Genomic DNA, 13,432 nt, shown 5'->3' on the forward strand with positions numbered 1-13,432 from the left:
AGCGCAGACCACGCACTCGGCGCAATTTTATTGCGCGTGCAGCGCAATCGACTTTTGTTCCCTGTTGGAAAAATCCGCCGACAGGGAATGCAATTCTTGCATAGCTCACCAGAAGGCTTAGATTACCTCTGATATTTCAGCGCCTCCGCGAGGCCTCCCGGCACGTTCCGCGCCCGCGCTGCAGTCCCCCGTGAAAGGCATCTGTCGAAATGTCCGCCGCTGTCCATGCAAAGGTCATCATCATCGGCTCCGGCCCCGCCGGCTACACGGCGGCGATCTACGCCGCGCGCGCGATGCTGGAGCCGATCCTGATCCAGGGCATCCAGGCGGGCGGCCAGCTCACCATCACCACAGACGTCGAGAACTATCCGGGCTTCGCCGACGTGATCCAAGGCCCCTGGCTGATGGAGCAGATGGAGAAGCAGGCGCTGCATGTGGGCACCCAGATCAAGACTGATCTGGTGACCAAGCTCGACACCTCGCAACGCCCCTTTCGCCTCACCTGCGACAGCGGTGACGTCTATCTCGCCGACACCGTCATCCTCGCCACCGGCGCCCAGGCGCGCTGGCTCGGGTTGCCGTCCGAAGCGAAATTCCAGGGTGGCGGCGTGTCGGCCTGTGCCACCTGTGACGGCTTCTTCTACCGCAACAAGCAAGTCGTAGTGGTCGGCGGCGGCAATACGGCGGTCGAGGAAGCGCTGTACCTCACCAACCATGCCTCGCAGGTCACCATCGTGCATCGTCGCGATCACTTCCGCGCCGAACGCATCCTGCAGGAGCGTCTGTTCAAGCACCCTAAGATCAAGGTGATCTGGGACTCAGCCGTCGACGAGATCTGCGGTACCGAGAACCCGAACAAGGTCACCCATGTGCGACTGAAGAACTTCAAGACCGGCGCGTTGACCGATGTGCCGACCGACGGCGTCTTCGTCGCCATCGGGCATGCCCCGGCGACCGAGCTCGTGGCCGGCCAGATCAAGCTGAAACCGTCGGGCTATGTCGAGGTCGCCCCGAACTCGACCGCCACCTCGGTGCCCGGACTGTTCGCCGCCGGCGACGTCGCCGACGAAACTTATCGTCAAGCGGTGACGGCGGCCGGCCTCGGCTGCATGGCGGCGCTCGAGGCGGAACGATTTTTGGCCCTGCGCGCCAGCGAGCGCGCGGCAGCGGAATAGACATCATGGCAAGAACACGCGACGGATTTACGGATATGGACTGGGACAAGCTGAAGGTGTTTCACGCCGCGGCGGAAGCGGGCAGCTTCACGCACGCGGGCGAGCAGCTCGGCCTGTCGCAATCGGCAGTGTCACGCCAGGTCTCGGCACTGGAGCAGGAGCTCTCGGTCTCGCTGTTCCACCGCCACGCCCGCGGCCTGATCCTCACCGAACAGGGCGACCTCCTGTTCCGCACCGCCCATGACGTGTTCATGCAGCTGCAGGCGGCGCGCGCGAAACTGACCGACAGCCGCGAGCGGCCGAGCGGCGATCTCAAGATCACCACCACGCCCGGCGTCGGCATCAACTGGCTGATCCCCAGGCTTGGCGAATTCACCGCGCTCTATCCGGAAATCCGGATCTCGCTGATCGTCACCGACGAGGAGCTTGATCTCTCGATGCGCGAGGCCGATGTCGCGATCCGCACCCGCAAGCCGACGCAGCCGGATCTCATCCAGCGCAAGCTGTTCGCGATGGGCTTCCACGCTTATTGCTCGCCCGATTACATCAAGCGCTTCGGCACGCCGCGCACGCTGGAGGAGCTCGACTCCCACCGCATCATCACGCTCTCCGACGGCAACTTCGCGCCGCATCTTCAGAACCGCAACTGGCTAGTGGAAGCGGGGCGCAACGGCTCGGGTCCGCGCGAAGCCTATTTCAGGGTCAACAACATTCTCGGCCTCGTCCGCGCCTGTCAGCAGGGTCTCGGCATCGCCGCGTTGCCGGACTATCTGATCGAAGAACAGAGCCGCCTCGTGCAGCTGTTCGGCGAATCGGATTCGATCCAGCTCGATACGTATTTTGTTTATCCGGAAGAGCTGAAGACGGTCGCGCGCGTGCAAGTGTTCCGCGACTTCGTGGTGAGCAAGGCGCAGCGCTGGCCGTCCTGATTTCCGCATGTCTGACATGCGGCTTGGACGCTTGATGCATGGCGCGAAGCTAGCCCATAATCTGTTCACGCTGAGCCTTCGCGTTGCGCATTTGTCCCCCTCCTCCAGTGGCGCGGGAGTTCAGTAATCCCTCTTGGAAGGTGATTGTGTCGGCCTCACGTGGCCAATACCTTAAGCCGGGCTCGATCGAGCCCGGCTTTTTTTTTTGCGGATCCGGCCATCGCCCTCCGCGTGTATTGACAGTTCCATGCTTACCCCGCATCATTTGCGAATGATCACGAAGTCGTGCGCAATCTCGTCGCAGGCAGTCGCCTCGAAAAAAGGCCCCCATCTGGGGACCTCGGATTTTTGCGCGCGCTAACAGCCTTCGTCATTGCGAGCCGAAACTTCGAAAACCCCGCCGCCTGGACGGGGTTTTTTCATGTGCCCCGTCTCAGGATTTTTCCCGAGAAGGAGATGGAACATGACCGGACTACAGGAACAATTGCACGGGCTCTGGCTGCCGCTGGTGACGCCGTTTCGCGACGGCGCCCTCGACGAGAGGTCGCTGCGGCGGCTGACCCGGCATTACAGCGGACAGGCCGTCGACGGCTTCATCCTGGGGGCGACCTCCGGTGAAGGCATGACGCTACGCGACGCCGAGCTCGAACGCCTCGTCGCCATCGTGCGCAACGAGCTGGCCATCGGCCACAGCAAGATTCCGATCTGCCTTGGACTTTCAGGTGCGGACACGTCGCGGCTGAAGGAGCGTCTCGACGCGACCGCGGACTGGCCGATCGATGGTTATCTGATCGCGAGCCCGTATTATGTGCGGCCGTCGCAGCGCGGCCTCCTGGCGCATTTCGAGGCGCTCGCCGATCACGCCGCCTGGCCGCTCGCGCTCTACAACATTCCCTACCGCACCTCGGTCAATATCTCCAACCAGACCCTGCTGCGGCTTGCCGAACATCCGAACATCATCGGCCTGAAGGATTGCGGCGCGAGCCGCGAGCAATCCATCGCCCTGCTGCGCGACCGGCCCGCGGACTTTCGCGTGCTGACCGGCGAGGATGCGAATTATTTCGAGGCGCTCAGCGACGGTGCCGACGGCGGCATCGTGCTGTCAGCCCACCTCGAGACCGCGACGTTTGCGGCTGTCCATGCCGAGCTGAAGCGCGGCAATCACGATGCGGCGCTGGCGCGCTGGCAGGAGGTCGCGGACCTGACGCGCCTGTTGTTCACCGAGCCCAGTCCCGCGCCGGCAAAATACTGGCTGTGGCGCACGGGCCTGATCGACAGCCCCGAAGTGCGCCTGCCGATGGTGGAGGTCGGCAGCGAACTCGCCGTCCAGCTCGACCGCGAGATCGAGCGGCGCATGCAAGTCGCGGCGTAGCTGATAGCCCCTCACCCCACCCCTCTCCCCGTAAGAACGAGGAGAGGGAGTGAGAGAGCGGAGTGCTTGGTTAACCGCGCCCCAACGACCTTCGCTGCTGCCGCATGGGGCATCCACGGCTCGTTTACGCAATCGCGCTTATCGTCTTCGTTCAAAGTCTTTTCAAATGGGGGAATGATCATGGGGCAGCGCATCCGCCCGACGGCGGCAGACATGTTCGCGTCCGCCGATTTCTTGCGGGGAATTGTTGTGGTGTCGTCGTTCGGCTTCTGGGCGGTGATGCTCGGCCTGATGCCGGTGCTGGTGTTTCGGGTCTGGCTGGCGTGATGTCAGCGCGCGTCCGGATGGTTAATCCGTGGTAGCAGCTGTGTTCAAAAGCGCGCGAAACTGCGACCCGGAATTTTAAAATATCTCACGTAGCGTTCATGCCCATAAGCGAAGAAATCGCGGGGGCGTTTGTGAATAATCATAGCGAAGTGGCGTCGCATTACGACGCTGGACAGCAGGGCTTCACCACCGAGGACATTCTCTGGGCCGCCGGCATCTGGTCGGTGATCCTCACTCTGTCGCCGGTGATCGTGTTCTACATGCTGATGGTGGCGTAACTTCCAGCCACTTTCTTGAGCACGATCTTATCGGAAAACCGCTTCACCCTTTTCCGGATCGTGCTCGCCCGAAAACGCAAAACGCGCGGAGGTCCGCGCGTTTTTCGTCGGGGGAATGATTTATGAAAAATTACGCCGCCTGCTTGTGCATTGCGCCGGAAGCCGACGCCGTGCCGCGAATAGCCTTCACCGAACGTTCGATCGCCGCCCACAGCCTTGCGATTTCCTGAGCCGCACGACTCTCGGCCTGATATTCCCGCGCGCCCTCGCCGTGGCTCAACGCCATCAGCAGATCCGAACGGTTGGTGATCTGGCCGCCCCACACCGGAGCACGGAACTTCGCCAGCGCCTCGCGGGCGATGGTGACGATCGGGCTTTCGGACTCGTCGCGGCGCGCCGGCGCTCCGTTGAGCACGACCGCGTAGGGCTTGCGCGCCGCACGGCACATCTGGATGGTTTCCTGCACCGCGTTGACGTCGAACACGCCGGGACGGGCGGGAATCACCACCATGGTGGCATTGCGGATGGCGTCGTCGACGACGGCCGACAGGTTCGGCGGCGTGTCGATCAACACCCATTCATAACCGTCGCGCTTGGCAGCGGAGACGATGCCGCTGACCGAGTTGACCGCGGACTTGATCGGCGGTTCGTTGGTGCCACGCAGCTTGTGCCACAGCGTGAGCGAGCCTTGCGGATCCGCATCGACGAGCAGGATCGGCTTGGTCGCCTTGATCTGCGCGGCAAGATGCGCGGCCAGCGTACTCTTGCCCGAGCCACCTTTACGCGATGCAAAAACAATAACGTTCATACCTCTGCCTCCAGATTGACCCCAGGCGGCGAAAATGAATCACCACGGTGATTCGGGAAAGAAAAATTTATCATAAGTTATGCTGGCGCCATGAAATAACAAAGCGCGTTGGCTTTTGAGTCACACTGCTGCGTGCGACGACGGCCTCACGCCAGCAATCGTGCGTTTTTTGAGCAGTGCGGCGGGAAAAAACGGAATGCAACCTCGCCGGGCAAACCGTTCCGCGACTCGTTTCCATCCCCGCGCGGTCGTAATTGTCGCAAGCGTCCGCATGCGGAGGCGAACAAAAGGAGTCCGGTGGCTGGTGTGGGGCTGATGCCTGGGTCAGTTTGACTCAGGGACAGCAAACGAGAAGTCGGACACGCAGATGCCCGGGACTTCAAACGCACTGCGCGCTGTGGCCTAGGCATGGTCGAGTTTCAAAAAGGGAACGTCGTGCTCGCGCTCAGCCTTCGCTGGCTTTCTTCTTCTTGGCCGGCTTGGTGCTCTTCTTCGCCGTCCGGGCTGAGCTCTTGGGCGCGATGCTGGTCGGCTTGCCGGCGCGGGGCGCCGCCGCCATGCCCGGCTCCGGTCCCGGCCGGAAGAAGGCCCGGCACTGCGGCGAGAGCTGCGACTTCTTCTGGATCATGCAGGCGGTGATGGCGTCGACGTTCGGAACAAAGTCGCCGCACAGCCGCATCGCATCGGGCGTGCAGGCCTGCTGCTCCTCCTGGGAGTAGGCAAAGCCTTCACCCGGGTGGATCAGGACGGCCAGGGCCATCCCCGTGATCGCGGCAGCGAAAGATTTCTTGAAACGGAACGCCGGCATCGATCCCCCCAAATGTCGAGTCGGAGACGATAGTGGGTGAACGGGGGTTCGTTGGCAACCGAGGCGAGATGCGAAAGCCGGGACGTGTGCGGTCTCGGCAACAGGGCCCCCTAAAACAAAAACCGCGAAAACAACCCCATGCACAGTAGCCAAGTCCATGTTGGAATTGAACTTTGCGGATCGCGATTTGCGGATTTTACGAAATGAAGTTTGACTCGTCGGGCAAAACAGGGGCATCATGCCATCGTCACAGAACGTGCGTGGGGTGGTCGGCTTGTCTCCTGCGCTGGTCGAAAGCGTGAGCGGGAGCGGAGACGATTGCATGGAGCGAAATGAGGCGGAGCTGCCGCTGTCGGGGGTGACGGTGGTCTCGCTCGAGCAGGCGATCGCGGCTCCTCTTGCCAGCCGGCATCTTGCGGACTGGGGCGCGCGCGTCATCAAGATCGAGCGGCCCGGCGATGGCGATTTCTGCCGCGACTACGATCACGTGATGAACGGGATGTCGAGCCAGTTCGTCTGGACCAACAGGTCGAAGGAGAGCCTCGCCATCGACATCAAGAGTCCTGAGGGCCAGGAGGTGCTCGAGGCCCTGCTGCCGCAGGCCGACGTCTTCATCCAGAACCTGGCGCCCGGCGCGGCGGAGCGGCTCGGCCTCGATGCTGCATCGCTGCTGCGAAAGTTTCCCCGCATCATTGCCTGCGACGTTTCGGGCTATGGCGCGGGCGGGCCCTACAGCAACAAGAAGGCCTACGATCTCCTGGTGCAGTGCGAGGCCGGCGTGCTCGCCATCAACGGCACCGAGGCGGAGCCCGCCAAGGTCGGGCTTTCGGTGGTCGATATCGCCACCGGCATGTACATCCTCAACGGCGTGCTGATGGCGCTATATCGCCGCGAACGCACCGGCAAGGGCACCGCGTTCCAGGCCTCGCTGTTCGATTCTATCACGGACTGGATGAGCTATCCCGCCTTCTACACGGAGAGTACGGGCCGGCCGCTGCCGCGCACCGGGGCAAGGCATGCAACGATAGCGCCGTATGGCCCGTTCCGCGTCGGCGACGGCAACACCATCTTCTTCGGCATCCAGAACGACCGGGAATGGCGATCGCTGTGCGCGATCGTGCTTGGCGACGCGGCCTTTGCTGACCATCCCCGCTTCCGCACCAATCCGCTGCGCATGCAGAACAGGGACGATCTGCAGGTCCATATCGAGCAGCGTTTTGCGGCGATGACCAGTGACGAGGTGCTGCGGCTGCTCGACGAGGCCTCGATCGCCAACGCGCATCTGAATTCGGTCGAGGCGTTCCTGGCGCACGAACAACTCCGCTCCCGTGACCGGGTGCAAACGGTTGGCTCTCCGTGCGGCCCGGTGATGAGCTTCCTGCCGGCTCTCACCATTCCCGGCCTGTCGCCCCGGATGGATCCGGTGCCCGACGTCGGGCAGCACAACCAATCCATCCTCAGCGAACTCGGTCTCGCAAAGGAGACATGACGATGGCCCCTCAGCGGCCGACGCGGGTCTATCTGGCCGTTCCCGCGCATCGCTCCCGTCTCGTCGCCAAGGCTGCTGCCTCGGCCGCAGACGCGGTGTTCATGGACCTCGAGGACGCGGTGCCGCCGTCGGAGAAAAACGTGGCATTGGAAGAAGCTGCGCGGGCGCTGTCCTCGCTGGACTGGGGCAACAAGGTCGTCGCGGTCAGGCTCAACGCCGTCGATAGCCCCTTCATCGCGCAGGAAATCCGCAAGCTCGCTGCGCTGCCCAGGCTGGATTCTGTGATCGTGCCGAAGGCGGAGCGGGCGAGCGACATCGCCGCCATTGCCGATCAGCTGCGCGCGGCCGCGCCGGGTCGCTCTTCTCCCGTCGGGCTCGAACTGCTGATCGAGACCGCGCTGGGCCTCGTCAATGTCGACGCGCTCGCCGCCGCGCACCAAAGTGTCGGCGCGCTTCATCTCGGCGTCGGCGATTTCGCCGCCTCGATCGGCGCCCGCTCCTCCGAAATCGGCGCGTCGCCGGACGGCTATCGGCACGTCGGCTCCGCCCAGAGCGGCTATGCCTCCGCTCCGCTCGATCTGTTCGCCTATCCGATGATGCGCCTGCTGGTGGCCGCGCGCGCGTTCGGCCTGCGCGCGATCGACGGCCCGTGCGGCGCGTTCCGGGATGCCCAACTGACGGAAAGCAGCGCGCTCAAGGCGGCCGCGATGGGTTTTGACGGCAAGCAGGTGATCCATCCCGACCAGATCGAACCGACGCTGCGGGCGTTCGTCCCGTCGGAGACCGAACTCGCGCACGCGCGGCGGGTGGTCGAGGCCATGGAGCAGGCCGAGGCGCAGGGCCAGGGCGCGGTGACGCTCGATGGCAAGATGATCGACTATGCCAACGTGCGGATGGCGCGCCGGATCATCGAGATGGGGTCGTAGCGGCGCATGGCCACCGTGCTGATCGTCGCGCCGGTATTCGCGCTGATCGCGGCCGGCTATGCCGCGGTGCTGTTTCGCTTCGTCTCCGAGAGCGCGCACAAGGGCATCTCCGAATTCGCCTTCAGCATCGCCATTCCGGCGCTGCTGTTCCGCACCATCGTCGTGTCGGAATTCCCCGATGTCAGTCCCTACAGGATGTGGGGCGCCTATTACGGCGCGCTCGCGCTGACCTGGATCGCGGCGCTGGCGCTGTCGGCCGTGCTGCGCGCGCGGCGCGAAGACCGCGAGGACGGCGTCGTGTTCGCAATCGGCTCGGTCTACGGCAACATCGTGATGCTCGGCATTCCGCTGACGCTCTCGGCGCTGGGCAACGAGGCGGCGGGGCCGATGGCGCTGATCCTGTCGGTGAACACGCCGCTGCTCTGGCTCTGCGGCATCCTGCAAATGGAGCTTGTCAGCCGCAAGCAAGCCGGCTCGCCTCTGGCGGTGATCCGTCCCGTGCTAGCGGATCTCGCGCGCAATCCGCTGATGCTGGGGATCGGTTTTGGCGTCGTCTGGCGTTTTACCGGCCTCGGTCTCAATCCCGTCGTCGACCGGACCATCGAGCTGCTGGCGCAGGCGGGATCGCCAGCGGCGCTGATCGCGCTCGGCATCAATCTGTTCCGGTTCGAGGTGAAGGGCGAGATGGTGAGCGTCGTGGTGATGAGCGCGCTCAAACTGCTGGCGATGCCGGCGGCCGCGTTCGTGCTGGCAAAGCTGCTGGACCTTCCGCCGGTCGCGGCCGGCGTGATCGTGCTGTTCGCGGCGATGCCGACCGGCGCCAACGCCTACATCTTTGCGGCGCAATACAAGCGGTTGGTGAACCCGGTGTCGGGCGCGGTGGCGCTGGGGACGCTGCTGGCGGCGGTGACCCTGCCGGTGGTGGTGTGGGTGGTGACGAGGTGAGGCGTCAGAGGCTTGGAGCGCGCCGCACCACCTCCCGAATATCCAATCAGCGCAGGCCCACGAACGAGAGCACCGCACCAATCACGACGACGAGTCCGACCAGATAGATAATTCCGTTCATGTCTTGGCTCCTCAGCGTTGTCAGCCCTGCCGCAGGTACAAACACTCCAGGTCATGAAAAGGTTCGGCCTTGCGATGCCGATTTCTCCTGAAATGGGGAAACGAAAGCGACCGATCCTGCGTCGTGGCGTGCTGAGCCCTCGCCCCCATCCTGACTGCCTGAAAGAGCTATTGAACGCGCTGACCCGCGCGCCAGGCCATCTCCCAGAAGTCGGCCTCGAGTCGGGTGGCTTCCTTGAAGATCGCCATCAGCTCTGCCTCGCGCGCCGGCGTGGCGTAGAGATCGGCGAGATGCTCCATGTGCGCCCGCGCTCTGGCTGCGACCTCCTGGTACGGCGCGCCGGCGTACTCGGCGATCCAAACGCGGTAGGCGTTCGTCGCAGCGTCCGCGAGGGGGAGCGAGGCGAGCCGCGTTGCGATCTCCGCATACCCGATCACGCAGGGGGCAAGCGCCACCTTGAGGGCCAGCAGGTCGCCGCGCATTCCCGCGTCGAGCACGTAGCGTGTATAGGCCAGCATCTCGGCCGCCGGAGGGGCCTGTTCAAGGTCGGCCGGCGACAGACCCCAATCGGCACAGAGCTTCACATGCAGGTTCATCTCGACATCGAGGATGGCCGAAAGGCCGGCGGCTGCCTCACGCATGTCGGCAAGCCTGGGCGACTTGTAGACCGCGAGCGCGTAGGCGCGCGCAAACTCGATGAGGAACAAATAGTCCTGAACGAGGTAGTGACGAAACGCAGCTTCGGGGAGCGAGCCGTCCGCCAATCCATTCGTGAAGGGATGCTCGGTGTAAGCCCGCCACTCAACGGATGCTGCTGTCTTGAGACGCTCGAAGAAACTCACGATCTTTTTCGCCTGGCTTGCTCGTCCATGAACGCCTTTGGTTCGCTACCGATAGCGCATTGCGATCCGGGGGGCTACGGTGACAGCGGACAAAACTGGCTTTGAGCAGCGTTGCGGATAGGGCACTCTCCGCGTCGGGAGTTTTGTGTCACCGTAATTCGAGAGTGAGGTAGCGTGCGCGTGTCTGCGGCGCGCTCAACATGCTGCACAAGTGCGTAGGCGGTGTTTGAGCGAAAACATTACTTCAGTCAGCTCCCTCCTCTTGCCCCCTCACCAACCCCAAGAGCCGGCGGAACTCCTCATCTTTCGAGTCGCTTTTCCAAAAGTTGATGAATTGGCAAACTACTTGGAGGTTTCCTGCCTCGTAGTGACCGTCGCTGTCGATCCGATCCAGCGATGGCAGGAGGTTCTTGTCTGCACTAGGATTGACAAATTCAAACGGGATTCCGGTTAAAGCGCAACAGTTACCCTGTAGATCAAGCAACGATGCGATAAGCCTCTCTAATTCAGTCGCAGTCATCCGCAATTCTTTGTTCTTCAAAATTCGTTGGACACTTTGTCCGTTGGCATTCCTAACCGTATTCTCGACGGACAGGCGCATTTCGATAATGGACTTCTCGCGTCCGCCAAGGATGCGCCCATCGTCTCTGGCGCCTGCCGCTTTGGCGATCTAACCTTCCGATTCACGCTTTAGCAGCGTCGAAAAAACCCAGCAGAAGGTGTGCGCGTCAATAAGGCGGATATCCTTTAGGCCGGCGTCCCCCTCAATATGCGGCCGCAACGAGGCTAGTATCCGGTTGTACGTGGAATAGTTCTCCCAGCCACATTGGAGTATGGTCGAAAAGTATATATTGAGTGCTCGAAATGCGCGGTCGAAACCGGTTGGCTGAATCGGCATGAATTGATTCATGTCCTTAAGAAAGAACAGATAGGCCAACAACGGATACTTGCGAGCAGTCAGATCGCTCAGCCGGTCAAATGTTGCGCCTTCATCAGCATCACCCCGATAGAGTCCAAAAAGTAGACCTTCGATGTCACGACGAAGCTTCGGTTTCGCTCGCGCTTCCAACAACTCCCGATGGTCGCGGTTGGCATGACCGTAGCGATTTTGCCAGAATACAAGATTATTCGTAAGTTTGCGGCTACTGTCCTGTATCTCGATAGCCTCGATCGTACGCTCCAAGATCGCGCCTGAGCCGATACTCTCTTCCGTCCATTCCCCTGCTCGAAGCAATCCGAGTGCATGATCGCGCAGACGCGGCTTATAACCTTCCCAGACCGCAACAAGCCCTTCGTCAAACCCCTTGAATGGATGACCGGACTTTGTCGTAACGAGTCGCTGGAAACGTGCGAACGCTTCGCTGAAGGCAGACGGGTCAATGTCAGCGGTCATAGTCGGCCGAGGAGCGTTTCCTGAACCGGCATACCAATCAAGAAACCTGTCCAAAGCGCCGGGGCTATCGACTTCGACACGCAGCGTGGAGGGCGACCGAAGCCGTAGAAGCGGCCCGTTGATGTTGGAGTTTCCGTTTGAAAGATTATCCATCAGGCGTACACCATCGAGCCTCGGTGGCGCCGGCGGCTCGAACCAAATACGTGTCTCGCTGGCCTCGCGATGAAGGGCCAGAACCTTCCCCGCTGGCGTCGAGAAGCCGATCACATAGTCGGTAGGCGGCTTAGCAGGCTCACCTAGCCGCGACCTAAGAGTTGTCTCAGCGTCTGTAATTGCGAGAGGCATTCACAATCTCCAGCTTGCGATACCAGGCCGCCATCTCCATCGGCCTTCCATCCCCTGAGGCCCAAGACCATCTCTCATTACCGAGCTAGCAAGAGCATTATTACTTTCGTTTGCTGGCTGAGAGTTTTGGCATAGCATCAATCACTACAATCTCAGACGCGCGTTCTCCGCGCTTAAGTCGCTCTTCTCTAATTTTTCTGATTTCATTGACCTTATTGCCTCCGTCTCCGTAGTCGATAACGACAAATACCGCGAAATCAGTTTGTGAAGCTGTTTTGTAAAATTCCAGCTGCTTTTCGTAACCGTGCACAACGGTGCCGCCAGATCGCTTCATCTCAACCAAGACGCGCGCCTGATAGCCGCTTGAAAACTTGAAGTCGATGGGACCGCCACCCATGTTTGCTTCAGGTGAGATGTCAACGTCGTTCGCTTTGCAAAAGCAATCTGCGATCGCGTAGTAGATGAGTTGAGAGGCCCTTTCTTTCTTTGGCTTCCCGTTCACCCACAATTCTTCCCAAAGATTACCAGCCTCAACGTGACGCTTAAACAGCTCAATGGTGTCATTGACCACACGCAATATCTCGTGTGCTCCAAGTTTGAGATTATAGGCCGCGGCCTGCTTAAGATCGGGAAGCCCGTTTGTGAGAATGTCTTTGAGCCGATAGTAGCCGAGCGCATCCAAGTTGGGGTCGTAGTTGCTTACGTTACCCTTTACGGCTGCTAAGAAAAAATCAAAGTCGGCTGCTGATCCCAACGCCGCGCTGCGGAGTGCAGCTTTCCGTTCTGCGACAGTTGGCGCCGCAATGCCTCCCAAGAGTCGGTTCACACGTTCTCGGATGCGCGTATTTTCCATCGCTGCCCGCTCTATGTCCGACCAGTCATTCGCAATTGGCAAATCGCGCACGATGTCAGTCGGCACGAGAACAATGGGCACCTCCTTCCCTTTGGCATTCACATATTTTGGTAAGTTGTGAGTTGGACAAATATCAAACGAGAAGAGCGGCACCCCATGTGCTTGACAAAAAGTCTCTGTGATCTCCGCCAAGTCATCCATGATCACTGTAGTTGTCATATCGCTGATCGTATCAGGGCCGACGTCCTCCTCGAAGAAGCCCATCATGGAAATCATTTCCGGGTCGCTTGCGCCTAGTGTGATCACTTCCTTGCTCGTTCGGAGGATCGCTTCGCGAATTAGTTCAGGCCTCGAATTTCCTGATCGGCCAGTTCCGCCATAGCCAAGTCCGTTCTCTGGCGGCTCACTCAAATCAAGCTGCCGTCGAGCACCTTTCCATGCTGCATCACCTTCAGCCTTGGAGATTGCAAGCATGCGGACCAATATCTCGAAGTGCTTCCGAAATCGCTCGACTGCGGTTTTTGCGATAGCTTGGTTCGCGGATTTCTCTAAGAGCACCGGATCGATGAACAACGGTACGTCAACATCCACGAATGGATCGATGAGCCCGGCCGCCGCCAACGCTTGTGACTGAACGTTGAAGTAGGCTGAAAAGAGAGTGGGATTATGCACGCGAGCCATAATGATCGAACTCTAGCTCGCGTTGTGATTGAGTCCTAACGATACTTAGCGCTGATCCGCTCGCGAATGCACGTGTGCGCCGCAACCTAAATCTAGGCGAGGCGGATAGATCGGGCTCAGGCTTAACCTATTGGTTTTGT

13 protein-coding genes are annotated in these 13,432 nt (G+C 61.0%); 8 read left to right on the forward strand and 5 right to left on the reverse strand.

Features of this window, described 5'->3' with window-relative positions; translation table 11 throughout:
• Positions 1 to 209 precede the first annotated feature (209 nt).
• The 5 genes from trxB to IVB45_RS31710 all read left to right on the forward strand — a co-directional run bounded on the left by trxB (position 210) and on the right by IVB45_RS31710 (position 4,081).
• On the forward strand, positions 210 to 1,175 hold the full coding sequence (gene trxB / locus IVB45_RS31690) for a thioredoxin-disulfide reductase (protein ID WP_247282523.1): 966 nt from the start codon (positions 210 to 212) through the stop codon (positions 1,173 to 1,175).
• A gap of 5 nt (positions 1,176 to 1,180) precedes the next feature.
• Entirely contained in the window at positions 1,181 to 2,104 is a 924-nt protein-coding gene (locus IVB45_RS31695) for a LysR family transcriptional regulator (RefSeq protein WP_007614700.1), read from the forward strand.
• 463 nt (positions 2,105 to 2,567) lie between these two features.
• Positions 2,568 to 3,476, forward strand: coding sequence for a 4-hydroxy-tetrahydrodipicolinate synthase (locus tag IVB45_RS31700; protein ID WP_247358014.1), 909 nt, complete (start codon positions 2,568 to 2,570; stop codon positions 3,474 to 3,476).
• A gap of 180 nt (positions 3,477 to 3,656) precedes the next feature.
• The gene (locus IVB45_RS31705) at positions 3,657 to 3,803 is read left to right on the forward strand and encodes a hypothetical protein (RefSeq protein WP_166517545.1); all 147 of its coding nucleotides are present in this window, start codon (positions 3,657 to 3,659) and stop codon (positions 3,801 to 3,803) included.
• Between the two features lie 98 nt (positions 3,804 to 3,901).
• Positions 3,902 to 4,081: a hypothetical protein gene (locus tag IVB45_RS31710; protein ID WP_247282525.1), complete on the forward strand. Its 180-nt coding sequence runs from the start codon at positions 3,902 to 3,904 to the stop codon at positions 4,079 to 4,081.
• A 130-nt stretch (positions 4,082 to 4,211) separates the two neighbouring features.
• Here the strand turns inward: IVB45_RS31710 and IVB45_RS31715 are convergent, their stop codons facing one another.
• The gene (locus IVB45_RS31715; RefSeq protein WP_007596685.1) at positions 4,212 to 4,889 is read right to left on the reverse strand and encodes a ParA family protein; all 678 of its coding nucleotides are present in this window, start codon (positions 4,887 to 4,889) and stop codon (positions 4,212 to 4,214) included.
• Between the two features lie 445 nt (positions 4,890 to 5,334).
• Positions 5,335 to 5,697 carry a hypothetical protein gene (locus tag IVB45_RS31720; RefSeq protein WP_027565324.1) on the reverse strand — a complete coding sequence of 121 codons (363 nt, stop codon included), beginning with the start codon at positions 5,695 to 5,697 and terminating at the stop codon, positions 5,335 to 5,337.
• Between the two features lie 322 nt (positions 5,698 to 6,019).
• On the opposite strand from IVB45_RS31720, the gene IVB45_RS31725 reads away from it, so the two are divergent.
• From IVB45_RS31725 to IVB45_RS31735, 3 genes are read left to right on the forward strand one after another with little or no spacing between them, the layout of a single operon-like run.
• Positions 6,020 to 7,186 carry a CaiB/BaiF CoA-transferase family protein gene (locus IVB45_RS31725; protein ID WP_247358013.1) on the forward strand — a complete coding sequence of 389 codons (1,167 nt, stop codon included), beginning with the start codon at positions 6,020 to 6,022 and terminating at the stop codon, positions 7,184 to 7,186.
• A gap of 2 nt (positions 7,187 to 7,188) precedes the next feature.
• A complete protein-coding gene (locus tag IVB45_RS31730) occupies positions 7,189 to 8,112 on the forward strand; it encodes a CoA ester lyase (protein WP_247358012.1) in 924 nt (307 codons plus the stop codon).
• 6 nt (positions 8,113 to 8,118) lie between these two features.
• The gene (locus tag IVB45_RS31735) at positions 8,119 to 9,057 is read left to right on the forward strand and encodes an AEC family transporter (protein WP_247358011.1); all 939 of its coding nucleotides are present in this window, start codon (positions 8,119 to 8,121) and stop codon (positions 9,055 to 9,057) included.
• 288 nt (positions 9,058 to 9,345) lie between these two features.
• Here the strand turns inward: IVB45_RS31735 and tenA are convergent, their stop codons facing one another.
• The 3 genes from tenA to IVB45_RS31750 all read right to left on the reverse strand — a co-directional run bounded on the left by tenA (position 9,346) and on the right by IVB45_RS31750 (position 13,292).
• Positions 9,346 to 10,020: a thiaminase II gene (gene tenA, locus IVB45_RS31740; protein WP_247358010.1), complete on the reverse strand. Its 675-nt coding sequence runs from the start codon at positions 10,018 to 10,020 to the stop codon at positions 9,346 to 9,348.
• Between the two features lie 670 nt (positions 10,021 to 10,690).
• Complete coding sequence (locus IVB45_RS31745; RefSeq protein ID WP_247358009.1) at positions 10,691 to 11,758, reverse strand: hypothetical protein; 1,068 nt, start codon at positions 11,756 to 11,758, stop codon at positions 10,691 to 10,693.
• A gap of 100 nt (positions 11,759 to 11,858) precedes the next feature.
• Entirely contained in the window at positions 11,859 to 13,292 is a 1,434-nt protein-coding gene (locus IVB45_RS31750; protein WP_247358008.1) for a chromosomal replication initiator DnaA, read from the reverse strand.
• Positions 13,293 to 13,432 lie beyond the last annotated feature (140 nt).

It is taken from the genome of Bradyrhizobium sp. 4 (assembly GCF_023100905.1).
Lineage (GTDB): Bacteria > Pseudomonadota > Alphaproteobacteria > Rhizobiales > Xanthobacteraceae > Bradyrhizobium.

What these genes read in the sequence shown, in the direction of transcription:
- IVB45_RS31725 (WP_247358013.1), top strand. Translation starts at nt 6,020, where the DNA reads ATGGAGCGAAATGAGGCGGAGCTGCCGCTGTCGGGGGTGACGGTGGTC.
- IVB45_RS31735 (WP_247358011.1), top strand. Translation starts at nt 8,119, where the DNA reads ATGGCCACCGTGCTGATCGTCGCGCCGGTATTCGCGCTGATCGCGGCC.
- IVB45_RS31720 (WP_027565324.1), bottom strand. Translation starts at nt 5,697, where the DNA reads ATGCCGGCGTTCCGTTTCAAGAAATCTTTCGCTGCCGCGATCACGGGG.
- IVB45_RS31715 (WP_007596685.1), bottom strand. Translation starts at nt 4,889, where the DNA reads ATGAACGTTATTGTTTTTGCATCGCGTAAAGGTGGCTCGGGCAAGAGT.
- IVB45_RS31730 (WP_247358012.1), top strand. Translation starts at nt 7,189, where the DNA reads ATGGCCCCTCAGCGGCCGACGCGGGTCTATCTGGCCGTTCCCGCGCAT.
- IVB45_RS31705 (WP_166517545.1), top strand. Translation starts at nt 3,657, where the DNA reads ATGGGGCAGCGCATCCGCCCGACGGCGGCAGACATGTTCGCGTCCGCC.
- IVB45_RS31710 (WP_247282525.1), top strand. Translation starts at nt 3,902, where the DNA reads ATGCCCATAAGCGAAGAAATCGCGGGGGCGTTTGTGAATAATCATAGC.
- IVB45_RS31745 (WP_247358009.1), bottom strand. Translation starts at nt 11,758, where the DNA reads ATGCCTCTCGCAATTACAGACGCTGAGACAACTCTTAGGTCGCGGCTA.
- trxB (WP_247282523.1), top strand. Translation starts at nt 210, where the DNA reads ATGTCCGCCGCTGTCCATGCAAAGGTCATCATCATCGGCTCCGGCCCC.
- IVB45_RS31750 (WP_247358008.1), bottom strand. Translation starts at nt 13,292, where the DNA reads ATGGCTCGCGTGCATAATCCCACTCTCTTTTCAGCCTACTTCAACGTT.
- IVB45_RS31695 (WP_007614700.1), top strand. Translation starts at nt 1,181, where the DNA reads ATGGCAAGAACACGCGACGGATTTACGGATATGGACTGGGACAAGCTG.
- IVB45_RS31700 (WP_247358014.1), top strand. Translation starts at nt 2,568, where the DNA reads ATGACCGGACTACAGGAACAATTGCACGGGCTCTGGCTGCCGCTGGTG.